Genomic DNA, 23,724 nt, shown 5'->3' on the forward strand with positions numbered 1-23,724 from the left:
TATACTGCGAACCGGACAACCCGCCCCTGATTCCGGACAGCATGAACAGTAAACACATCGATCTGCTGGATTTCAGCGAACTGCCGTCGGCGGTGTATTTCCGCTATGCCGACTTCAACGCCCACGAATACGCCGCGCCGCACCGCCATCCGTGGGGCACGCTGGAGTACGCAGCCCACGGCGTGCTGCACATGGATGTCGACGGCAGCCGTTTCATGTCGCCGCCGCAGTACGCGGTGTGGGTGCCGCCGCAGGTCGAGCACAGTTTCTACAGCCATCAACCGGTCAATTATCGGGCCGTGTGCCTGGCGCCGGAGGTGTGTGGCGACTTGCCGGCGCAGGCCTGCACCCTGGCGATCAGCGACATTCTCAAGGCCATCCTCAAGGACTTCGCTGCGCGCGATGTGAAGATCCCCGCGTTCGAAGCCGACCAGCGCCTGGCCCAGGTGCTGGTGGATCAATTGCGCCAGGCGCCGGTGCATCAATGCTATTTGCCCTACGCCAGCAGCCCCGGATTGCTGACCATCCTCGAAACCCTGCAGGCCGAACCCGGCAACAACCAGCCGCTGGCGCACTGGGCGGCACAGGTGCATGTCAGCGAGCGCACCCTGGCCCGCCAGTTCGTGCGGGAGCTGGGGATGAGTTTCGGCGAATGGCGCCAGCGGCTGCGTTATCTCGCGGCGATCGAGGCATTGGAAAGTTCGCGTAGCGTTCAGGAAATCGCCTTCGATCTCGGCTACAGCACTGGCTCGGCCTTCATCGCCATGTTCGCCCGGCAGGCTGGGTGTACGCCGGAGCAGTATCGGCGCAGCCATCTTGAGGCGAGGAAGGTGTAACAAGCTTTGACTACACTCAGCCCGAGGCCACCTCCATCGAGGCGGCGACAAGGAGAAAACTCCATGAAGATGTTGCGTGTCCCTTTGTTGATGATCGGTCTGCTGCTGTGCTCCCAGGGTTTCGCCGCCACGGCGCAACAGAACAAGATGACCACGTGCAACGCCGACGCCACGGCCAAGAGCCTCAAGGGCGACGAGCGCAAAGCCTTCATGAGCACCTGCCTCAAGGCAGCACCGGCGGCCAACGACGCCAAGGCCCTGACCCCGCAGCAGGAAAAGATGAAAACCTGTAATGCCGATGCCAAGACCAAGGCGCTGACGGGCGATGCGCGCAAGACGTTCATGAGTGATTGTCTGAAGAAAAAATAAGATCGACAGATCGCAGCGAGCGGCAGGGCATCCGCTCGCTTCGGCGCCGGATCGCTGGCAGACTGCCAATCCTTTTACGCCGTTCGTTTTGAGGCTGTATGCCAACGTTTTCTGAGCGTCATGTAGTGTTCTGGGTCAGTTGCATCATCATTTTCGGCGGTCTGTTACTGGTCTTGCCATTGCGTCTGCTGCCCAGCCTGCTGGCCGGGCTGCTGGTGTTCGAACTGGTCAACATGCTCACCCCGCAACTGCAACGGCTGATCGAAGGTCGTCGGGCACGCTGGCTGGCAGTGGCGCTGCTGGGCACGCTGGTGGTAAGTGTGCTGGCGCTGATCTTTGCCGGGGCCATCAGTTTCCTGTTGCACGAGGCGGAAAACCCCGGGGCTTCCCTCGACAAATTCATGGGCGTGGTCGACCGCGCGCGCGGGCAACTGCCGCCGTTTCTCGACAGTTACCTACCGGCCAGTGCCGCCGAGTTCCGGGTGGCCATCGGTGAATGGGCAAGCAAGCATTTGTCCGACCTGCAACTGGTGGGCAAGGACGCGGCGCACATGTTCGTGACGCTGCTGATCGGCATGGTGCTCGGCGCGATCATCGCCTTGCAGCGGGTACCGGACGTCACCAAACGCAAGCCGCTGGCGGCTGCGTTGTTCGACCGTCTGCACCTGCTGGTTCAGGCGTTTCGCAACATCGTCTTCGCACAGATCAAGATTTCCCTGCTCAACACCTTCTTCACCGGAATTTTCCTGGCGGTGGTCCTGCCGCTGTTCGGGATCAAGCTGCCGCTGACCAAGACCCTGATCGTCCTGACCTTCCTGCTCGGCCTGCTGCCGGTGATCGGCAACCTGATGTCGAACACGCTGATCACGATAGTGGGGCTGTCGCTGTCGATCTGGGTGGCGATTGCGGCGCTGGGCTACCTGATCGTTATCCACAAGCTGGAATACTTTCTCAACGCGCGCATCGTCGGCGGGCAGATCAGTGCCAAGTCCTGGGAGTTGCTGCTGGCAATGCTGGTGTTCGAGGCTGCGTTCGGCCTGCCGGGGGTGGTGGCGGGGCCGATCTATTACGCATACCTGAAGAGTGAGCTGAAGCTGGGCGGGATGGTTTAGTAGGTGATCGTTCCCACGCAGAGCGTGGGAACGATCACCGGGCGGCTTTAAACGCCATAGCGTTTCATGGCTTCAATCGCCAGACCGCTGCCGATGCTGCCAAAGATGTTCCCTTCCACATGCCGCGCGTTCGGCAGCATTGCCGAAACGCTGTTGCGCAGTGCCGGAATGCCGCTCGAACCGCCGGTGAAGAACACCGTATCGACCTGACCCACCGCCACGTTGGCGTCCGCCAGCAACCGGGTGACGCTGCCGCGCACGCGCTCGAGCTGCGACTCGATGGCCGACTCGAACAGCGCCCGGGTCAGTTCCACGCTCAGGCCTGACTCGATACGGTCCAGCGGTACATGGCGGCTGTCGTTGTGGGTCAGCTGGATCTTGGTTTCTTCCACTTCCATCGCCAGCCAGTGCCCGGCGCGCTGTTCGATCAGCTTGAACAGACGGTCGATGCCGCCGGTGTCCTCGATGTCGTAACGCATGCTGCCCAGGGCCAGGGTCGATTTCTGCGAATACACCGAGTTGATGGTGTGCCAGGTTGCCAGGTTCATGTGGTGGCTGGTCGGCATGAACGCACCGCTCTTCATCCGGCTGCCGTAGCCAAACAATGGCATCAGGCCTTGCAGGCTCAGCTGTTTGTCGAAGTCGGTCCCGCCGATGTGCACGCCGCCGGTGGCGAGGATGTCGTCGTGGCGGTTATCCACACCACGACGCTTGGGCGACAGGCGCACCAGTGAGAAGTCCGACGTACCCCCGCCGATGTCGACGATCAGGACCAGCTCTTCTTTTTCAATGGTCGACTCATAGTCGAAGGCCGCAGCGATCGGCTCGTACTGGAACGAAACGTCCTTGAAACCAAGCTTGCGCGCCACTTCCACCAGGGTGTCTTCGGCTTCCTGGTCGGCCAGCGGATCGTCGTCGACGAAAAACACCGGACGGCCCAGCACCACTTGCTCGAACTCACGACCGGCGGCGGCTTCGGCGCGGCTCTTGAGCTGGCCGATGAACAGCCCGAGCAAGTCCTTGAACGGCATCGCTGTGCCGAGAACGCTGGTGTCGTGCTTGATCAGCTTGGAACCGAGCAGGCTCTTGAGCGAGCGCATCAACCGGCCTTCGTAGCCTTCCAGGTATTCGTGCAGCGCCAGGCGGCCGTAAACCGGACGGCGCTCTTCGATGTTGAAAAAGACCACCGACGGCAGGGTGATCTTGTCGTCTTCCAGCGCGATCATTGTTTCCATGCCGGGGCGCAGCCAGCCGACGGTGGAGTTGGACGTGCCGAAGTCGATGCCGCAGGCACGGGCTGGAGAGGCGTCTTTCATGGTCTTTCGGTTCCGGTCAAAAAAACGGCCGCGCAGTGTATGTCAGTGCGCGACAGATTCGAAGGCCGGTCATCTGCTATTTCACGACTAAGCTTGCTTGAAACTCGGCGCTTTGCCCCAAACTTGCTGGCATGGGCCGGCAGACATACCGGTGGTCGCAAGAACCGCCGTCCACTGCCGATAAACTTCTGCTGCGCCACCCGGTCACACACTTGAGATCGGTCAACCCGGCACGCGCGAATCGGCGCATGCTGGCATCGGCGCGAAATCGATAACGGATGGTGATTCCTTCGATGGACTTCAAAGACTATTACAAGATACTCGGCGTGGAGCCGACGGCTGACGACAAGGCAATCAAGGCTGCCTATCGCAAGCTGGCGCGCAAATACCACCCCGATGTCAGCAAGGAAAAGGACGCCGAGGCCAAGTTCAAGGACGCCTCGGAAGCCTATGAAGCGCTGAAAAGCGCCGACAAACGCGCCGAATACGACGACCTGCGCCGTTATGGCCAGCACGGTCAGCCGTTTCAGGGCCCGCCGGGCTGGCAGAGCCGTGGCGGCTTTGGCGGCGGCGGTGGCGACACCGGCGACTTCTCGGACTTCTTCAGTTCGATCTTCGGCAATCGCGGCCCCGGTTTCGGTGGCGGCGCTGGCCGGCAATCCCGCAGCGCCGGACGGCGAGGGCAAGACGTGGAACTGGAACTGCCGATCTTTCTGGAAGAGACGCTTTCGAACGAATCAAAAAAGATCAGCTTCCAGGTACCGCAATACAACGGTTCGGGCCAGCACGTCAGCAACACCAGCAAGAGCCTGAACGTGAAGATCCCGGCGGGCGTGACCGACGGCGAGCGCATCCGCCTCAAGGGCCAGGGCGCACCGGGCATCGGTGGTGGTGCCAACGGCGATCTGTACCTGACCATCCGTTTCGCGCCGCACCCGAAATTCGACGTTGAAGGCGAAAACCTGATCATCACCTTGCCGCTGGCACCGTGGGAGCTGGCGCTGGGCGCCGAAGTGGCCGTGCCGACCCTGACCGGCAAGATCAACCTCAAGGTGCCGGCCGGCAGCCAGAACGGTCAGCGCATGCGCGCCAAGGGTCACGGTCTGCAGAACAAGGCCGGCGAGCGCGGTTATCTGTTCGTCCAGCTCAAGGCCGTGATGCCCAAGGCCAACGGTGATGACGTCAAGGCGCTGTGGCAGGAACTGGCGAAGAAAGCCGCCTTCAATCCGCGCGAGAACTTCTGATACTGACGACGGAGTAGCCCATCATGAGCAGCCCCCTGATCGTTCAACTGGACATGGCAGAATTCTGTGAGGCGGCCGACCTGGCGGACGTCTGCGTGATCGAAATCGTCGAACACGGCATCCTCGAACCTCAGGGCACGCAGCCCAGGGAATGGCGCTTCACCGACTACGAACTGGCCCTGGCCAAACGCGCCGCCAAGCTGCGGCGCGATCTGGACCTGGAATGGGAAGGCGTCGCCCTGGCGCTGGACCTGCTGGAAGAAGTGCAGGAACTGCGGGCCGAGAACCGGATGCTCCGTCAGCGTCTGGGGCGACTGGTGGTCGAATAGTTTCTCGGATGTCATTGAGCCCCATCGCGGGCTTGCCAGCGATGAAATCGCCTTAAACCTGTCTGGGCAGTGTCACGCTGAACAGCGTTCCGTCGGCTTCGCTTGAACTGACTTCGATCGTTCCGCCGTGGGCGGTCACCACTTCCTTGACGATGAACAGGCCCAGACCGAGGCTGGTTGACGCCTGCCCGAGCTCTTCGTCTGCACTGCGCACCAGTGGATCAAAAATAGTCCCGATGGCTTCTGCGGGAATAGGGGCCCCGTAATTGTGTACTGTCACATGTACTGTTTCGGTCTCACCGCGCAGTGCCACGATCACCTCTCGTGGGTGGGAGCCATGTTGCAGGGCGTTGCCGATCAGATTCTGCAGCAGTTGATCGATCCGTCCGGCATCCCAGACGCCACGGGTATCACCTTCGATTTTCAGGGTCGGATCACACTCCGGATTGCCGGCTAATGCTTCGGCGAGGGCCGCGCGCGCCGCGTCGGCCAGATCCATTGGCGCGGGCTCGATCGGCAGGCTTCTGCCCAGGCGACTGCGCACCAGTTCCAGCAGGTCGCTGACCATCGCCGCCATATGCCGCGCACTCTGTCTGATGTTCAGCGCGCAGGTCAGCGCATCGCCTTCCAGGGTGGTTTTGCGCATCAGCAGTTCGCTCGACATGCTGACCGCTTGCAAGGGGGCGCGCAGGTCATGGCCGAGGATGGCGAGAAAGATGTCCCGGGAACGCTCGACCTGTTCGGCGTAAGCCGCGGTCGATTCGGCCAGGGCTTCATCGATGGCTTCGTTGAAGCGGATCATGTCCTGGAAATACGCCATGTCCGGTGATTTCAGCTGCCCGACCCAGAGCCGAATCACACAGGCGCGCAGATGGCGGAATTCGGACGTCATCTGTACCAGGTCAAACCCCACGGTATGGCGCAACTCGCCGTGGCTGGCGCCGGCTTCGTCCAGGCTTGGGGTTTTCTCCGGGCCTTCGCCTTTGGCCTTGGCAATCTGCTCGCGGGCGGTCTGTGCGGTTTCCATATCGCGGGCGGCGGCCAGCAGAATCGCCCTGGCATGATCGCGCAACGCTGCGCGATCCATGGTGTCCGCCGCCGGGGTGATGGTCCTGGCGAACTGCTCCCACTCCTCGACGATGTGATCCGCGTGTTGCCTGATGAATTCGGATAAACGCATGTACTGGTTCCTGAAAATTCAAGGCGGGGCGTGTCGAATATTAGCCCCTTTGCGCGGGAAAGAAAGCGCCGCTCGGGCCTGAAATTTCCGCTGACAAGAGGCTGCGCCGCGAGACCTATGTACCGCAGTCGCACCGCGTCGCCATGGTCTGCTTTCGCTCCATTTCAAGGAGTGAAACCATGTCCGAAAATCCCGTTACCTCAGCTTCGTCAACGAATGTTGCACCGCCTTCAGGGCCGGTCGTGACACAGAGTCGGCATGCCGGGTTCCTTCAGCAGGCCAGCCCAGACTGGTTGATCGACGCAACGGTTGAACAGCGCGAAGCCTTGAAGGGGACCGGCTCCGCCCCGCCGGTCTGGTACAGACGCGCATCGCGGGATCAACGCAAGGCAATCGGTGACGCCGTGGCTGCCAGTGTCGCTGCCCGGAAGCGCCTGGACAACGTCATGTCGAGCGTTCAGGACATCGACAGCTTCGCTGCGCCGTTGCTGACCAGAGCCCTCAAGGAACGCTTCAACGTAACGCTGGACGTCAACAAGACCTGGCTGGTACTGAACAAACCGGTGGAGTCGGGGATTTTCGCCATCGAGATCGACTTCTTCGAAGTCATGAAACTGCCTTTGCTGCAAGCGGCTCTGCACAATTTCGAAGCTCGTGAATGTAAAAGGGGCGCCTTCCATGAAACGTCGGGGTTTCGCAGTGAAACCTCGACCCCCGGTACCCTGGCGCCATTGAATACGCCTCTGACGGTCGAGCAGTTCACCGGTTTGTGCCGCTCGCTGGACATCGGGGCGAAATACCAGGATTACCTCAAGGATTTCCTGCGCCCCAGGGACGCTGCCGCCGAGCAGGTGCTGCGTGACACATTTATCGATGCCCATAAAACCGCATTGCGCGCGGCGGCAGAGCTGGCGTTGGTCAAAGGCGATATCGGACGCGAAGACTACGATTCGATTCGCTCGATCCTCGACGCAGAGCTGGCACCGCGTCAGGGCCATCGGCAGATCTGGTTTCGCGATCTGGGCCTGATGGGCCGGCGCCTGACCGGCTGTGTAATGTTCACGATCTGCGAGAAGTACCGCTACAGCGACGATTCGATCCTGTACATCCCGGGCGATCCTTACCATCCGCTCAAACGCTACAAGGGGCGGGAAATCGCAGCGATGTTCAAGCAGCGCTTCACCGCACGCGACGCCACTCAGGCTCATCCTGGCGAACCGAATGCCTACCAGCGGTTTTTCAGCCGGTTCGTCGCCTATGCCGACCGACCGCACTACTTCGCTCAATTCACCGAGGACAGCCCGAACCGCACGTTTTCACAAAACCTGGCTCCCTACGAGCCGTTGCTGAACGAGGTTTTCAAGGCGCTCAATCCGATCAGTGCGGTACTGACCGGCGTTCGCCAGCTACCGCCCGCGCCGCCCGTCGAGCAGATACAAAATGCAGATCCGTATCTGAATCCGGTGGGTTTGGCCCGCAAGGGACACGGGATCTGGGCGGACAACACCGACCTGTGGCGCTACCAGTTCGAGCAGCATCGCGACCGTCTGCTCGCCGATGCCCGCAGTCACGCGGTGCCCACGGTGGATGTAGACGCCAAGGCGCGTTCGGCAAAACTCGCCGCGTTGCTGAACATCGGCATGCTGGTGCTGATGGGCGTTTCGATGTTCGTGCCGGTGCTCGGTGAAGTGATGATGGCGGTGATGGCCGTGCAACTGCTCGAAGAAACCTTTGAGGGCGTTATCGAGTGGAGCGAAGGTGATCGCAAGGCCGCCAGGGCGCATCTGATCGATGTCGCGCAAAATCTTGCGTTGGTTGTCCTGATGGCGGGAGCCGGAAAAGGGTTCGCGCGGCTGACGGCTGCCAGATCGGTGCCGGTCATCGAAAATCTGCATCCGGTAGAAATGCCGGACGGTACGACCCGTCTGTGGAAGCCTGACCTGAAGGGCTACGAAAGTCCGGTCGCGCTCGATCCGCACGCGCGACCGAATGCGCTGGGGCAGTACGAGGTTGAAGGGAAAACCTGGATCCGGCTGGATGGCAAGACCTATCAGCAGACTTACGACACATCGCTCAAGGCCTGGCGCATCCGTCATCCGCACGATTCGCACGCCTATCAGCCACCCCTGACTCATAACGGCGCCGGCGCCTGGCGGCACACCCTTGAGCGCCCGCAAGACTGGGACCGCCTGACGCTGTTGCGACGCCTCGGCCCCGGCACCGAACCCTTCACTGACGCGCAGTTGCTGAGGATGGCCGACGTCGCCGGTGTCAGCGACAACGCCTTGCGCAAGATGCACCTGGACAGTGCCTTGCCGCCAGCGGAACTGGCGGACGCCATGCAACTGTTCAACGCCGAGCGCGATGCCGGACTGATCGTCGAACAGGCCGCGGGCACGCAGGCGATCGATACTCGATTCATGCACCTGCTGCCGTTGCTTCCCGACATGCCACGTTGGCCGTCCGGGCGCATGTTGAAGGTTTATGACCGCCCCGATCTGTCAGGCCGGGCATCCGGTTTCGGGACGAAACGCGAGGGCAAGGCGCCGATCCGGATCAGTCGGGCCGAGGTGTTGAGCGGGGCCCTGCCGGCGCGAATACTCGCGACGCTGGATGAAGCGGAGACGGTTCGCCTGTTGGGCGGCGAGCCGGCTCGCGTTCGGCAGACCCGGCCCCTGGAACTCTCGAGACAGATGGCCGACTTCGCCAGCGCGCAACAGCCCGCGCTCTTCAACAGCCTTCTCAAGGAAGGCGGGCCTGTGGGTCCCCGGACGGCAAGGCTGCAACGCGCCGTACCCGGCCTGACCGAGCGTGCGGCCGCCGCTGCGCTGGAACAGGCCGACGCCGCGGAACTGACGCGGCTGGAAAGCGCGGCAACGGTCCCGCTGCATTTGCAGGAGCTCGCCCGCTGGTACGGCGGTGAGCAGCGCCTGAGCCGTGCTCTGGCCGGGTTGTGCAGTGAAACCATGGCCTCGCCCGACAGCAGTCATCTGGCCTTGCAGACGTTGGGCCGGCTGCCAGGCTGGTCCGATGAGGTGCGTCTGGAAATCCGTGAAGGCAGTCCCAACGGTCCGATGCTCGATGCCATCGGCAGCGAAACGGCTTCCACACGCAAGTATCTGGTCAAGTATGCAGATGCCTATCAAGCCGCCAATGAGCTTGGCGAGCCGCTCAACAGCATTGCGCACAAGGGCGACAATTTTTTCGCCTCGCTGATGTACGCCTTGCCCGATCAGGCACGTCGCGCGTTGGGGCTGCCGAACGTCGGGCAGAGCGTCGAGTTGCAAGGCGCGATCATTGAGCGAGCGTTTGCCGACCGCAGTCAATCGGCCCGGATCATGCGTGCAGGCACCGCCGAAAAGCCGTGGTTCAAGCCGCCGCAACGCATCGCTGCCGGATTGCGCGGGTATCCCGCCAGTGGCGATGGGCCGGGGCCCAGCCCGGCGTTGACTGCTCATGTCCAGAGCGTCTACCCGGGGCTGACTGATGTGCAGGCTCGCGGCTTCATCCTGGAACAATGGCGTCTGGGCAAGACCGACCAGCAGATCTTTCATCTGCTCAACAACCGTCTGAGCGAGTGGCGGGAGCTGGAAACAACCCTTGAGCAATGGCGGGTATCGCAGAACATGCGTCTGCGCACCACCCGTGACGAGTTCGCCAGCGTGGTGCAGAGCATAAAGGCGTGTTGGCGCAATGAACCCTTGGCCGCCCACGACCGGCAAGCAGCCAGCCTGACGCTGATCAGTAATGCGCCGCTGCCGCCATTGACGGCGAGCTTTGCCCACGTTCGCGAACTGACGCTGAGCGCGCCGTTGCCTGGTGAAACGCTTGCGGCGTTTCCCCACGTCGAGAAGCTGGTCCTGACCGCAAACGTTGCAGAATTCGACAAAGTGCTCACGACGTTGAAGACGTTGCGCCACATGACCCGTCTGAAGCTTTCGACACCCATCACCGGCCAGGTAGCGATGCGGCTTCGGGAGTTGACCCGGCTCGAGGAACTGGAACTGCGCTGTACTGCCAGCGGCCTCAATCCAGTGGTGCCCATGACGCTCGACGTCGGGGGTATGCACCAGTTGCGCCGGCTTGAGGTCGGCAGTCCGCAAATGCACCTGTGGCCCAACGGTGTTCTGGAATTGCCACGACTGGAGCGCCTGAACCTGCGCTCGACCGCGATCAGTCACCTGCCAATGGAAGTCTATGAAGGTCACCAGCGACTGTTGACCGGCCTTTCGCTGGACTGGTCGAAATTCCCGCGTCGCACGTTCAAGCCGATCTACGAATTCGTTCGGAGTCAGCCTCGGCATCTGATCGATCTGGACGAGATGGTCGCGGATTATTGCCGCGGAGAACTCAAGCGTTTTGTCGGCATGGAGTCGAGTCTGTTCGATGTCTTGAGTGCGGGTTTCCGGGCGCATTGGACGGACGCCGCCAGCCGTTTCACCGCGATTGAATCCTTGAGTGAGCAGTACAGTGAACTCAACCGTCTGGACACATGGGTCGGCTCCGAACCGAATGCGCGTTCGGCGGTGGCCGTTGCGCTGAAAGCCAGTTGGCGCGCCGGATTGTTCCAGCGCTATGGCGCGCGTACCGACAGTATCTTTTTCAATCTGTACGTCAGCCTGCCCAACGATGCCTCGGTGCTGGAGATTCCCGGCTCGCCGCTGGACAGCCTGCCGACACTCTCGGCTGACGGGTTCACCCATGTCAGAAGTCTGCAACTGCCCGGGTTGCAGGCCCCGGTCGAGCAGTTGCGCAGTTTCATCCTTACCTTTGGCGGGGTCGAAACCCTCGATCTGAGCCATTGTGGCCTGGCAGAGCTGCCGCTCGAGTCAAGCGATCTGCCGGCACTTGAAACCCTCAACCTGCATGGCAACCCGCTGAGCACTATCGACGTGCGCGGGATGAATCGCCTGAAGGCCCTGGACCTGAGTGCGACGGCCCTGCGCGAATGGCCGGTGGGGGCGGAGTTTCTGCCGGAGCTGACCTGGCTGGATCTCAGCGACAGCCAGTTGACCTCGCTGCCGGAGGCGTTGCTTGGGCGTGAAGCGTTGTTGCTCGATACCAGCCTCACCGGTACCCCGCTGAGTGCGCAGGCCGAAATGTCGCTGGCTACCGCGCGCCAGCGTATCGAAGAGGCCAGAGGCCTGTTGCCGGGGTCGTTGCAACGCTTTGCACTGGAAGAGCCGCGTCATCGTACGCCGCCCGCCGAAAGCGGCTCGGTAATCGTCCGGCGGTTGCTGCCGCTTGCGCCGCGCCCGGCAGACGTGGGGCCGACCGGGTGGGGGCCGCGCATCCGGCGGCTGTGCCCGTCATCCGACGAGACGCAGGCGCAGCAGACGATCGAGCGGATGCAGCGCGCAGGGCTGACCGAGGCGCAGATCGGTGTACAAATCGATGCGTGGGAGCAGGCATTCGAGGCGCTGACGCGGCGTCTGAACGATTGGCTGTTCACCCATGAAACCCGAGGCATGGACTGGGTCGTGTCATCGCGCACCCGCCAGCTCGCCGCCCGGCGCATCATGGAATGCTGGCGTGAAAGTACCGTCGACTGGGATGGCGTGTCTGACCGAGAGCTGAACCTTGACGGTCTGCAGGTGGGCAACTTGCCCGCACTGGACGAAACATTCGCGGCGGTTCGTTCCCTGAGTCTCTCGGGCGTCAAGCTCACCACCGATGGCTCCAACGCTTTCCTCAGCGCCTTTACCCAATTGCGCAGGCTCAATCTGAGCGGCAATCACTTGCTGGCGATCCCTGAGCCTGTCGGACGAATGCTGCAACTGGAGCGACTGGAACTGTCGCTCACCGGCCTTGTGGATTCCCAAGCGCTGGATCAAACGCTCGAGGGCCTGCCGCACCTGCGGTGGCTGGACCTCAGCCATAACGGCCTGCGTACCCTGCGCGTCGATCGTCTGCAGCGCCTGGAGCGGCTGGACCTGCGTGACAACCTGCTGACCGCCTGGCCGGAGGGGTTGCTGCAAGCCCCGCGTTTGCAGACGGTCGACTTGAGCAACAACGAGATATCGTCGATCCCCGCCGAGTTGTATGACGGCACTCATGCACCGCTGATTGCCGGCAGCGATCTGTCGGAGAACTTCGAAATCTCGCAGCAAAGCCTGATCCGTCTGCGTGAATACGCCGATGCCCATGGACGTGACGATGTGCTGGGTCTGAGGTATGCCGAGATTGACCGGATGATCGATGACATGAACAGCAGCACCGAGAGTGGAGACGAAGACGCGGGGAGCGAAAGTGATGTGGAACCGGATGAAGTGGTCCCGACACTCGCCGAAAGTGTCCTCGAACGGCAAGCGACGCCGTGGATTGAAAACATTCCGCAAGAAGACGCCGCACGCTATCGGGCCATGTGGCAGCGGTTGGCAGCGGAACCCGATAACGGGGCGTTCTTCCATCTGCTTGCGCGGATGCCGGACACCGAGGAGTTCCGGGTGTTTCGTGCTGACCTGACACGCCGGGTGTGGGAGGTTGTCGAGGCGGCCGATGGCAGTCAGGAGCTGCGCGATACGCTGTTTTCCATGGCCTCCACGCACACGACCTGCGTCGACGGACGCACCCTGGCGTTCAGTGAAATCGAGGTCAAGGTGTTCGAGTACAACGCCCTGCGACACTTGCAGCCAGGTCTTGCTGCCAAGGGGCGGGCATTGCTCGACTTGTCGCGTCAACTGTTCCGCCTGGGCGAGGTGGAAAAACTGGCTGCGCGCAGCATGGGTCGTCACGCGGATCCTGCGGAGGTGCGCCTGCAGTATCGGATCGGCCTGACTTCGGGCTGGGAGGACGGACTGCAACTGCCGGGGCAGCCCACTCATATGCGCTTCGCCGGGCCGCTCAGGGGAGAGGCGCTGACGATTGCGCGTGATGCGGTCGTGAAGGCAGAGAAAAGCGAGCGCTTCTATGAAGAACTGATCAGCCGTGATTACTGGGTGCAGTACTTGAACGAGAAGTACCCGGACGAACTCGACGCGCTCAAGCGCAGCGCAGATGAAAAGCTGCAACGCCTTGAAGAGGCATTTGACGACGTGACCAGCACGGCTTATCAGGAGGCAGTGCAGATGCTCGAGGTTGAACGCAGCATTGAGCGCAATCAGCAACTGATTGCCCTGTCGCGCCTGGAAACCGGTGAGCCGGCGACGGTCGGGCTCGATGAGGAGCAGCCCGGCCCTTCGCGTTATTTGCTGGACACCTCAACCCGCTGAGGTGCCGCCAACCCCGGTCGTCGAACGCTTCGCCGACCGGGGCGCTGACTCAGAACAGAAAGTAACGCTGCGCCATCGGCAGGGTGTCGGCCGGTTCACACCAGAGCAACACACCATCGGCCTTGACTTGATAGGTCTGCGGGTCGACGTCGATGTTCGGCAGGTAGTCGTTGTGGATCAGGTCGGTTTTCTGCACCTCGCGGCAACCTTTGACCACGGCGATTTTCTTCTTCAGACCCAGCGCTTCGGGCAGTCCGGCTGCCTGCGCCGCCTGGCTGATGAAGGTCAGGCTGGTGGCGTGCAGCGAACCACCGTAACTGGCGAACATCGGTCGGTAGTGCACCGGTTGCGGGGTCGGAATCGAGGCGTTGGCGTCGCCCATCAGGCTGGCGGCGATGGCGCCACCCTTGAGGATCAATGTCGGTTTCACGCCGAAGAACGCCGGGCGCCAGAGCACCAGATCGGCCCATTTGCCGACTTCCACCGAACCCACTTCATGGCTGATGCCATGGGTGATCGCCGGGTTGATGGTGTACTTGGCGATATAGCGTTTGGCGCGGAAGTTGTCGTTGCCTTCGCCGTCCTGAGGCAGCGGGCCGCGCTGCTTTTTCATCTTGTCGGCGGTCTGCCAGGTGCGCGTGATGACTTCGCCGACGCGGCCCATGGCCTGGCTGTCGGAGCTGATCATCGAGAACGCGCCGAGGTCGTGGAGGATGTCTTCGGCGGCAATGGTTTCGCGGCGGATGCGGCTTTCGGCGAACGCCACGTCTTCGGCGATGCTTGGGTCGAGGTGGTGGCAGACCATCAGCATGTCGAGGTGTTCGTCGATGGTGTTGCGGGTGAACGGCCGGGTCGGGTTGGTCGAACTCGGCAGCACGTTGGCGAAACCGCAGGCCTTGATAATGTCCGGCGCATGGCCGCCGCCGGCGCCTTCGGTGTGGTAGGTGTGGATGGTGCGACCCTTGAACGCGCCGAGGGTGGTTTCAACGAAACCGGACTCGTTGAGGGTGTCGGTGTGGATGGCCACTTGCACGTCGTACTGGTCGGCGACGCTCAGGCAGTTGTCGATGCTCGCCGGGGTGGTGCCCCAGTCTTCGTGCAGCTTGAGGCCGATGGCGCCGGCCTTGACCTGTTCGATCAACGGTTCCGGCAGGCTGGCGTTGCCCTTGCCGGTGAGGCCGATGTTCATCGCAAACGCATCGGCGGCCTGGAGCATCCGCGCCAGGTGCCAGGGGCCGGAAGTGCAGGTCGTTGCGTTGGTGCCGGTGGCCGGCCCCGTACCGCCACCGATCATGGTGGTGACGCCGCTCATCAGCGCCTCTTCGATCTGCTGCGGGCAGATGAAGTGGATGTGGGTGTCAATGCCGCCGGCGGTGAGGATCATGCCTTCGCCGGCAATGACTTCGCTGCTGGCGCCGATGGCGATGGTCACGCCGGGCTGCACATCCGGGTTGCCGGCCTTGCCGATGGCGGCGATGCGCCCGTCCTTGAGGCCGACGTCGGCCTTGACGATGCCCCAGTGGTCGATGATCAGCGCATTGGTGATGACGGTGTCGACCACTTCGGCCGCCAGCAACTGGCTCTGGCCCTGGCCGTCGCGGATCACTTTGCCGCCGCCGAATTTCACTTCTTCGCCGTAGGTGGTGAAGTCCTGTTCGACTTCGATCCACAGCTCGGTGTCGGCCAGGCGCACCTTGTCGCCGACGGTGGGGCCGAACATGTCGGCGTAGGCTTGTCTGGAAATCTTCATTCGTTCGCCTTGGTATTGATCGTTCCCACGCTCTGCGTGGGCATGCCGCCATGGACGCTCTGCGTCCGCCATGATGTGACGCGGAGCGTCACGGGATGCATTCCCACGCAGGCGGTTCGACGCCTCGACATGGGAGCGATCAGTCAGTCGAGCTCACCCATGACCCGCCCGGCAAACCCGAACACCCGCCGGTGCCCGGTGTAGTCCACCAGTTCCACCTCGCGGCTCTGCCCCGGTTCGAAGCGCACGGCGGTGCCCGCCGGAATGTTCAGGCGCATGCCACGGCTGGCGGCGCGATCGAAGGTCAGGGCGTCGTTGGTTTCGAAAAAATGGTAGTGCGAGCCGACCTGGATCGGCCGGTCGCCGCTGTTCGCCACTGTCAGGCTGACGGTGCGGCGACCGACGTTGAGTTCGATGTCGCCGGGCTGGATCCGGTATTCGCCGGGAATCATCAGTTCGCTCCTTGCAGGACTTTGTAATAGAGGGCCGTCGGGCGATAGGTGCCGTTCGGGTCGCAGGCGTAGTCGGGGATTTCCCCGGCGCGGGTGTAGCCCAGGGCCTTGTAGAAATCTTCGGCGGGGGAGCCGGCCTCGGTGTCGAGGTAAAGCATGCCGCGTTTGTACTGACGCGCGGTCTGTTCCAGCGCTTGCATCAACTGCTGGCCAAGGCCACGTCGCCGGGCGTGTTCACGCACCAGCAATTTCTGCACCTCGGCACGGTTCAGGCCGTTGGCTTTCTGGCACAGGCTCAACTGGACGCTGGCCTGCACCTGTTCGTCCTTGACCACCACCCACAGCAAAACGTTGCCCTTGTTCAGGTTGTCCTGCACATCGTCGAAATAGGCGCGGGCCTGCGTGGCATCGAGATCGGCCATGAAACCGACGCTGGCGCCATACCCCACGGCGTCGAGCAGCAGGTCGATCAGGCCCTGACGATAGTGCGCAAAACTTTCAGCGTTGACGCGTCGCAGTTGGGCGGGGTTCATCGGTGTCACTCCTTGTTGGCGGGCGGCGGCTCCGCGCCAGGATTGAGGGTCAGTTGCATGAACGTCAGATCGAGCCAGCGGCCGAACTTGGTGCCCACCTGCGGCATCTGTCCGGTGGTGATGAACCCGGCACGTTCGTGCAGGTGGATCGACGCGGCGTTGCCGCTTTCAATGGCGGCAACCATGACGTGCTTGCCGCAGGTTCGTGCGCGTTCGATCAGTGCGCTCATCAATTGCGGGCCGAGGCCGTTGCCGCGCTGGTCGCTGCGCACGTAGACCGAGTGCTCGACGGTGTGGCGGAAACCGTCGAACGGCCGCCAGTCACCGAACGAAGCGTAGCCGAGGGTGGTGTTGTCGGCGTCGACAATCACCAGGATCGGATAACCCTGAGCCTGCCGCGCACTGAACCAGGCCTGGCGGTTGCCGAGGTCGACGGCAGACTCGTTCCAGATCGCCGTGGTGTTGAGCACCGCGTCGTTGTAAATGTCGCGGATCGCCGGCAGGTCAGCGTGCAGTGCATCGCGGATGGTGTAAGTCATGGCGCGGCCTCAGACGATCGGTTGGTGGACGGTGACCAGTTTGGTGCCGTCGGGGAACGTCGCTTCGACCTGGATCTCCGGGATCATTTCCGGGATGCCTTCCATCACCTGGTCGCGGGTCAGCAGGGTGGTGCCGTAGTGCATCAGTTCGGCCACGGTCTGGCCATCACGGGCGCCTTCGAGCAGCGCTGCCGAGATGTAGGCCATGGCTTCCGGGTAGTTGAGCTTCACGCCACGGGCCAGTCGCCGCTCGGCAACGAGGCCGGCGGTGAAGATCAGCAGCTTGTCTTTTTCGCGTGGGGTCAGGTCCATCGTTTGAAATCCATTGTCGGCAGTTGAAAAAATTCAGGTGTTCCAGATTCGCGGAGGCAGGGCTTCGCGGCCTAGCAGCACAGGCCGGAGCAATCGCCAGAGCTCGATCAGCCAGGCCCGCGCCAGCAGCGCTTCACTGGCCAGGCAACGCGCAACCAGCAGCCCCGGCAGTTGCGTCAGATCCCCACGCACGTCGTGGCCCAGCGAGCGGCAGCGCTCCAGCAGTTCGGCATCGATTTCGCCGGTCACCAATAGCGTCGCAAACACCGGATTGCCATCCAGTCCGATCGGCGAATCCAGCAATCCGTCATCGCCGACGATGCGCTGGCGCTCATGCCACAGCAACCGGCCATCGCGGCGAATATCCAGATGTGCCTGGAAATGCCCGAGGTCGAAACGCTCGCCACTGGCCGGGCGACCCAGCGCCACCACGTCCCAGTAGAACAGCCGCGCATCGCCTTCAAGATCAATCGAGGTCGTGAGTTCCGCCTGGGCGGCGCTGTAGACGATGGTTTCCTGAGGCTGCCATTCCAGTGTCGCGCCATCGGCGACATGCAGGTTCAGTGACTGATAAGCGGGGCCTGCCGCGCGATACCACTTGGCTGCGCCGGGGCTGGTGATCTGTGCCCAGGCGCCTTGTTCGACGCGGGCGCTGATGTCGAGCCGGTCACCGCCGGCAATCCCGCCCGGCGGGTGGACGATGATGTGCTGGCAGACCTCGGGCCCTTCGGCGTACAGATGCTTTTGCACCCGCAGCGGGCCGAGGTGCCGGCGGCGGGTCGGCCGCGTGCAATCACCGAAGCGGGCGTAGGCCAGCTCCAGCTCGGCATGCCAGCTGGGGGTAAACAGGGCAGTCGCAACAGGTAAGTTCATGTTTTCTGATTATCGTTAGGACGCTACAGATTAGACCGTAACCTCAAATAGTCACCAGCCCGCGTACACCTTCGGCTTCCATATTTTCGCCACGGCCCTGCTGCACGATCTCGCCCCGGGACATCACCAGGTACTGATCGGCCAGTTCGGCGGCAAAATCGTAGAACTGCTCCACCAGCAGGATTGCCATGTCGCCACGGGCGGCGAGCTTCTTGATCACCGCGCCGATTTCCTTGATCACCGAGGGCTGGATGCCTTCGGTGGGCTCGTCGAGGATCAGCAGCCGTGGACGGCTGGCCAATGCGCGGCCAATCGCAAGCTGTTGTTGCTGACCGCCGGACAGGTCGCCGCCGCGCCGCTGTTTCATTTGCAGCAGCACCGGGAACAGCTCGTAGATGAACGCCGGCACTTCCTTGGCTTCGCTGCCGGGGAAACGCGACAGCCCCATCAGCAGGTTTTCTTCCACGGTCAGCCGGCCGAAGATCTCCCGGCCCTGGGGCACGTAGGCGATCCCGGCGTGTACCCGTTGATGCGGTTTGAACGTGGTGATCGGTTGGCCTTCCCAGTTCACCGCGCCTTCCTTGGCCGGCAACAGGCCCATCAGGCATTTGAGCAGTGTGGTCTTGCCCACGCCGTTACGGCCGAGCAGACAGGTCACTTCGCCGACCTTCACGTCGAAGCTCAGGCCGCGCAGGATGTGGCTTCCGCCGTAATACTGGTGCAGCTTGTCGACTTGCAGCATGTTGGAATTCCTCTTCAGCGGCCGAGATAGACTTCGATCACGCGCTCGTTGTCCTGCACCTGTTCCAGTGATCCCTCGGCCAGCACGCTGCCCTGATGCAACACGGTGACGTGGTCGGCAATCGAGCCGACGAAGCCCATGTCGTGTTCCACCACCATCAGCGAATGCTTGCCCGCCAACGACTTGAACAGCTCGGCGGTGAACTCGGTTTCGGCGTCGGTCATGCCCGCCACCGGTTCATCGAGCAGCAGCAATTGCGGGTCCTGCATCAGTAACATGCCGATTTCCAGAAACTGTTTCTGCCCGTGGGACAGCAGCCCCGCCGGGCGATTGACCGAAGGGGTCAGACGAATGGTGTCGAGCACTTCGCTGATCCGGTCTTTCTGCTCGCCGCTCAACGTCGCCCGCAGGCTGGCCCACACCGACTTGTCGGTTTTCTGCGCCAGCTCCAGGTTCTCGAACACGCTCAACGCTTCGAACACCGTCGGTTTCTGAAACTTGCGACCGATCCCAGCCTGGGCGATCTGCACTTCGCTCATCTGCGTCAGGTCGAGGGTTTCACCGAACCAGGCCTTGCCGTGGCTCGGCCGGGTCTTGCCGGTGATCACGTCCATCAGCGTGGTCTTGCCCGCGCCGTTGGGGCCGATGATGCAGCGCAGTTCGCCGACGCCGATGTACAGGTTCAGATTGTTCAGCGCCCGGAAGCCGTCGAAGCTGACGCTGATGTCTTCCAGGGTCAGGATCGTGCCGTGTCGGGTGTCGAGGCCCGGACCGACGCGTTGCCCGAGGCCGATCGAGTCGCGGCTGGTGCCTTCGTCCTTGTTGGGCTCCACCGGGAAAAAGGCCGGTTCCAGCATGAATTCAGCGCTCGCCGTGACTCTCATGATTCACCTCGTTTCTTCAGCAGACCGATCACGCCTTTGGGCAGGTACAACGTCACGACGATGAACAGTGCGCCAAGGAAGAACAGCCAGTATTCGGGGAAGGCCACGGTGAACCAGCTCTTCATGCCGTTGACCACACCGGCGCCGAGCAGCGGGCCGATCAGGGTGCCGCGCCCGCCAAGGGCCACCCACACGGCGGCTTCGATCGAGTTGGTCGGCGACATTTCGCTCGGGTTGATGATCCCCACCTGCGGCACGTATAACGCGCCGGCCAGACCGCACAGCACCGCGCTCAACACCCAGACGAACAGCTTGAAACCGCGCGGGTCGTAGCCGCAGAACATCAGGCGATTCTCCGCATCGCGCAACGCCGTCAGCACCCGGCCGAACTTGCTGCGGGCCAGCCGCCAGCCGATGAACAGGCTTGCCACCAGCAGCAACACCGTCGTCAGAAACAGCACCGCGCGGGTGCCGGGCTCGGTGATGCCGAAACCGAGGATCGTGCGGAAATTGGTAAAGCCATTGTTGCCGCCGAAGCCGGTCTCGTTGCGGAAAAACAGCAGCATCCCGGCGAAGGTCAGGGCCTGGGTCATGATCGAGAAATACACGCCCTTGATCCGCGAGCGGAAGGCGAAGAACCCGAACACCAGCGCCAGCAACCCCGGCGCCAACACCACCAGGCACATCGCCCAGAGGAAGCTGCCGGTGCCGCTCCAGTACCACGGTAACTCGGTCCACGACAGGAAGGTCATGAACGCCGGCAAGCCGTCGCCGGCGGCCTGGCGCATCAGGTACATGCCCATCGCATAGCCGCCGAGGGCAAAGAACAGGCCGTGACCCAGCGACAAGAGACCTGCGTAACCCCAGACCAGATCCAGTGCCAGGGCGACGATGGCGTAGCAGAGAATTTTGCCCACCAGCGTCAGGGTGTAAGCCGAGACATGCAGCGCGCTGTCTGCCGGCAACAACGACAGCAGCGGCAGGGCGATCAGCACGGCGAGCACCAGCGCGCCGATGGCGAGGGTGACTTTGGGGCCGGCCTTTTGCGTGGCCGTAATTAGTAGAGGCTGGTTCATCAGTCGATCACCCGTCCTTTCAGTGCGAAGAGGCCTTGCGGACGTTTCTGGATGAACAGAATGATCAGCGCGAGGATCAGGATCTTGCCGAGCACCGCACCGATCTGCGGTTCGAGAATCTTGTTGGCGATGCCCAGGCCGAACGCGGCGAACACGCTGCCGGCCAGTTGGCCGACGCCGCCGAGCACCACCACCAGGAACGAGTCGATGATGTAGCTCTGGCCGAGGTCCGGGCCGACGTTGCCGATCTGGCTCAGCGCCACGCCACCGAGCCCGGCGATGCCCGAGCCGAGGCCGAAGGCGAGCATGTCAACGCGCCCGGTGGGCACGCCGCAGCAGGCGGCCATGTTGCGGTTCTGGGTGACGGCGCGCACGTTCAGACCGAGGCGGGTCTTGTTCAGCAAAAGCCAGGTCAGCACCACCACGAACAGGGCGAAGGCGATGATCACGATGCGGTTGTACGGCAGCACCAGATTCGGCAGCACCTGAACCCCGCCGGACAGCCACGCCGGGTTCGCCACTTCAACGTTCTGCGCACCGAACAGCAACCGGACAAGCTGAATCAGCATCAGGCTGATACCCCAGGTGGCGAGCAGGGTTTCCAGCGGTCGACCGTAGAGGTGACGAATCACCGTGCGCTCCAGGGCCATGCCGATTGCCGCCGTGACAAAGAACGCCACCGGCAGCGCAATCAGTGGATAGAACTCGATGGCCTGCGGCGCGTAGCGCTGGAACATCAACTGCACGACATAGGTCGAGTAGGCGCCGAGCATCAGCATCTCGCCGTGGGCCATGTTGATCACACCCAGCAGACCGAAAGTGATCGCCAGCCCCAGGGCCGCGAGCAGCAGAATCGAACCGAGGGACATGCCGCTGAACGCCTGACCGAGCAGTTCGCCGACCAGCAGTTTGCGTTTGACCTGGGCGAGGCTGGTTTCGGCAGCGGTGCGCACGTTGGCGTCGGTTTCGACACCAGGTTCGAGCAGGCCTTCGAGGCGGGTTCGGGCCAGCGGGTCGCCGGTTTCACCGAGCAGACGCACGGCCGCCAGGCGCACCGCCGGGTCTGTGTCGACCAGTTGCAGGTTGGCCAGCGCCAGGCTCAGGGCGGCGTGGACGCTTTCGTCTTGTTCGCCAGCCAGTTGCTGGTCGAGGAATTTCAGCTGCGCCGGTTTGGCGCTTTTCTGCAATTGCTGCGCGGCAGTCAGACGGGTTTTGGCGTCGGCCGCGAGCAATTGGTGGCTGGCCAGTGCGGTGTCGATCAGACCCCGCAGGCGGTTGTTCAGGCGCAGGGTTTTGGGTTGGCCGTCGACGGTCAGTTCGCCTTGTTGCAGGGCGTTGATCAGTTCGATGCGCGCCGGATCGGGCTGCGCGGCCCAGGCTTCCAGCAGTCTGGCCTGTTGCATCGGGTTGGCGGCGACGAAGTCTTCGGCGTCGCCTGAATGGGCGGCCATCGGCAGCAAAAGTGCGATGGCCAGGAGCAAACGGTAAAGGGCAGTGGGCATAACGGGCGTTCCTGTAGTGATCGTTCCCACGCTCCGCGTGGGAATGCCTCAACGGACGCTCTGCGTCCGCTCTTGGGACGCAGAGCGTCCCCGGCTGCATTCCCATGCAGACGGTTCGACGCCTCGACGTGGGAACGATCAGGTTGAGCGGGTTAACTCAGTTGCTCTTCACCGCATAATCCGGCTTCTTGTCATTACCCGGAATGAACGGGCTCCACGGCTGCGCCCGAATCGGTCCTTCGGTCTGCCACACCACGTTGAACTGACCGTCGGCCTGGATCTCGCCGATCATCACCGGTTTGTGCAGGTGGTGATTGGTCTTGTCCATGGTCAGGGTGTAGCCGGACGGCGCGGCGAAGGTCTGGCCGCCGAGGGCTTCGCGGACCTTGTCGACGTCGGTCGATTTGGCTTTCTCCGCCGCTTGCGCCCACATGTGGATGCCGACGTATGTGGCTTCCATCGGGTCGTTGGTCACCGCTTTGTCGGCGCCCGGCAAGTTGTGTTTCTTCGCGTAGGCTTTCCAGTCATCGACGAACTTCTTGTTCACCGGGTTCTCCACCGACTCGAAGTAGTTCCACGCCGCGAGGTTGCCCACCAGCGGCTTGGTGTCGATGCCGCGCAGTTCTTCTTCGCCCACCGAGAACGCCACCACCGGTACGTCGGTCGCCTTCAGGCCCTGGTTGGCCAACTCTTTGTAGAACGGCACGTTGGAGTCGCCATTCACGGTCGAAATCACAGCGGTCTTGCCGCCGGCCGAGAATTTTTTGATGTTGGCGACGATGGTTTGATAGTCGCTGTGGCCGAACGGGGTGTAGACCTCTTCGATGTCTTTATCCGCGACGCCTTTGGAATGCAGGAACGAACGCAGGATCTTGTTGGTGGTGCGCGGGTATACATAGTCGGTGCCGAGCAGGAAGTAGCGCTTGGCGCTGCCGCCTTCTTCGCTCATCAGGTATTCAACCGCCGGGATCGCTTGCTGGTTCGGCGCAGCACCGGTGTAGAACACGTTCGGCGACATCTCTTCGCCTTCGTATTGCACCGGGTAGAACAGCAGGCCGTTGAGTTCTTCGAACACCGGCAGCACCGATTTGCGCGACACCGAAGTCCAGCAGCCGAACACCACCGCGACCTTGTCCTGGGTCAGCAGCTGCCGGCCCTTCTCCGCGAAGAGTGGCCAGTTCGACGCCGGGTCGACCACCACCGGTTCAAGCATCTTGCCGTTCACTCCGCCCTTGGCGTTGATCTCGTCGATGGTCATCAACGCCATGTCCTTGAGCGATGTTTCGGAGATCGCCATGGTGCCGGACAACGAATGCAGAATCCCGACCTTGATGGTCTCGGCGGCCTGTACAGTCCAGGTCATGCCCATCGCGGCAATGGATGCCGTGAGTGTGAAAGCCTTGATCAAACTGCGACGCTTCATTGTGCGATCTCCATGAACGTTAAAGTTTTTTATGGTTGGCA

Annotated in this window: 19 protein-coding genes; 6 read left to right on the forward strand and 13 right to left on the reverse strand. The window is 62.5% G+C overall.

The window, feature by feature from the left end:
- The first annotated feature begins 41 nt into the window (after positions 1–41).
- From L6D81_RS22305 to L6D81_RS22315, 3 genes are all read left to right on the forward strand, one after another.
- Positions 42–836: an AraC family transcriptional regulator gene (locus L6D81_RS22305; RefSeq protein ID WP_236181954.1), complete on the forward strand. Its 795-nt coding sequence runs from the start codon at positions 42–44 to the stop codon at positions 834–836.
- Between the two features lie 63 nt (positions 837–899).
- A complete protein-coding gene (locus tag L6D81_RS22310; RefSeq protein WP_064379136.1) occupies positions 900–1,205 on the forward strand; it encodes a PsiF family protein in 306 nt (101 codons plus the stop codon).
- Positions 1,206–1,303: 98 nt separating this feature from the next.
- A complete protein-coding gene (locus tag L6D81_RS22315; RefSeq protein WP_236181955.1) occupies positions 1,304–2,317 on the forward strand; it encodes an AI-2E family transporter in 1,014 nt (337 codons plus the stop codon).
- Positions 2,318–2,364: 47 nt separating this feature from the next.
- Here the strand turns inward: L6D81_RS22315 and L6D81_RS22320 are convergent, their stop codons facing one another.
- Entirely contained in the window at positions 2,365–3,633 is a 1,269-nt protein-coding gene (locus L6D81_RS22320; protein WP_236181956.1) for an Hsp70 family protein, read from the reverse strand.
- Between the two features lie 293 nt (positions 3,634–3,926).
- Here L6D81_RS22320 and L6D81_RS22325 point away from each other — a divergent pair, with 293 nt between their 5' ends.
- Positions 3,927–4,877, forward strand: coding sequence for a DnaJ C-terminal domain-containing protein (locus L6D81_RS22325; RefSeq protein ID WP_007950610.1), 951 nt, complete (start codon positions 3,927–3,929; stop codon positions 4,875–4,877).
- A 23-nt stretch (positions 4,878–4,900) separates the two neighbouring features.
- Positions 4,901–5,206 (forward strand): chaperone modulator CbpM, encoded by a 306-nt coding sequence (locus tag L6D81_RS22330; RefSeq protein WP_236181957.1) that lies wholly within the window; start codon positions 4,901–4,903, stop codon positions 5,204–5,206.
- A gap of 52 nt (positions 5,207–5,258) precedes the next feature.
- Here the strand turns inward: L6D81_RS22330 and L6D81_RS22335 are convergent, their stop codons facing one another.
- Entirely contained in the window at positions 5,259–6,386 is a 1,128-nt protein-coding gene (locus L6D81_RS22335; protein ID WP_236181958.1) for a sensor histidine kinase, read from the reverse strand.
- Between the two features lie 242 nt (positions 6,387–6,628).
- Between L6D81_RS22335 and L6D81_RS22340 the strand changes: the two genes are divergently transcribed.
- Positions 6,629–13,597: an NEL-type E3 ubiquitin ligase domain-containing protein gene (locus tag L6D81_RS22340; RefSeq protein WP_236181959.1), complete on the forward strand. Its 6,969-nt coding sequence runs from the start codon at positions 6,629–6,631 to the stop codon at positions 13,595–13,597.
- A 49-nt stretch (positions 13,598–13,646) separates the two neighbouring features.
- Here L6D81_RS22340 and ureC read toward each other — a convergent pair whose 3' ends face one another.
- The 11 genes from ureC to urtA all read right to left on the reverse strand — a co-directional run bounded on the left by ureC (position 13,647) and on the right by urtA (position 23,683).
- Positions 13,647–15,347, reverse strand: coding sequence for an urease subunit alpha (gene ureC / locus L6D81_RS22345; protein ID WP_236181960.1), 1,701 nt, complete (start codon positions 15,345–15,347; stop codon positions 13,647–13,649).
- Positions 15,348–15,490: 143 nt separating this feature from the next.
- A complete protein-coding gene (locus L6D81_RS22350; protein WP_236181961.1) occupies positions 15,491–15,799 on the reverse strand; it encodes an urease subunit beta in 309 nt (102 codons plus the stop codon).
- On the reverse strand, positions 15,799–16,332 hold the full coding sequence (locus L6D81_RS22355) for a GNAT family N-acetyltransferase (protein ID WP_039766745.1): 534 nt from the start codon (positions 16,330–16,332) through the stop codon (positions 15,799–15,801). The genes L6D81_RS22350 and L6D81_RS22355 overlap by 1 nt, the downstream gene beginning before the upstream one ends.
- 5 nt (positions 16,333–16,337) lie before the next feature.
- Positions 16,338–16,871: a GNAT family N-acetyltransferase gene (locus tag L6D81_RS22360; protein WP_236181962.1), complete on the reverse strand. Its 534-nt coding sequence runs from the start codon at positions 16,869–16,871 to the stop codon at positions 16,338–16,340.
- Positions 16,872–16,880: 9 nt separating this feature from the next.
- Positions 16,881–17,183 (reverse strand): urease subunit gamma, encoded by a 303-nt coding sequence (gene ureA / locus L6D81_RS22365; protein WP_039766748.1) that lies wholly within the window; start codon positions 17,181–17,183, stop codon positions 16,881–16,883.
- A 33-nt stretch (positions 17,184–17,216) separates the two neighbouring features.
- Positions 17,217–18,056, reverse strand: coding sequence for an urease accessory protein UreD (locus L6D81_RS22370; RefSeq protein ID WP_236181963.1), 840 nt, complete (start codon positions 18,054–18,056; stop codon positions 17,217–17,219).
- Between the two features lie 43 nt (positions 18,057–18,099).
- Positions 18,100–18,798: an urea ABC transporter ATP-binding subunit UrtE gene (gene urtE / locus L6D81_RS22375; protein ID WP_039766753.1), complete on the reverse strand. Its 699-nt coding sequence runs from the start codon at positions 18,796–18,798 to the stop codon at positions 18,100–18,102.
- A gap of 14 nt (positions 18,799–18,812) precedes the next feature.
- Positions 18,813–19,682 (reverse strand): urea ABC transporter ATP-binding protein UrtD, encoded by an 870-nt coding sequence (gene urtD, locus L6D81_RS22380; RefSeq protein WP_373874328.1) that lies wholly within the window; start codon positions 19,680–19,682, stop codon positions 18,813–18,815.
- Positions 19,679–20,758: an urea ABC transporter permease subunit UrtC gene (gene urtC / locus L6D81_RS22385; RefSeq protein WP_236181964.1), complete on the reverse strand. Its 1,080-nt coding sequence runs from the start codon at positions 20,756–20,758 to the stop codon at positions 19,679–19,681. The genes urtD and urtC overlap by 4 nt, the downstream gene beginning before the upstream one ends.
- Entirely contained in the window at positions 20,758–22,260 is a 1,503-nt protein-coding gene (urtB, locus tag L6D81_RS22390; RefSeq protein ID WP_236181965.1) for an urea ABC transporter permease subunit UrtB, read from the reverse strand. Before urtB ends, urtC begins: the two co-directional genes overlap by 1 nt.
- A gap of 157 nt (positions 22,261–22,417) precedes the next feature.
- Positions 22,418–23,683 (reverse strand): urea ABC transporter substrate-binding protein, encoded by a 1,266-nt coding sequence (gene urtA / locus L6D81_RS22395; RefSeq protein ID WP_236181966.1) that lies wholly within the window; start codon positions 23,681–23,683, stop codon positions 22,418–22,420.
- Positions 23,684–23,724: the final 41 nt, after the last annotated feature.

It is taken from the genome of Pseudomonas sputi (assembly GCF_021603585.1).
Classification (GTDB): Bacteria; Pseudomonadota; Gammaproteobacteria; order Pseudomonadales; family Pseudomonadaceae; genus Aquipseudomonas; species Aquipseudomonas sputi.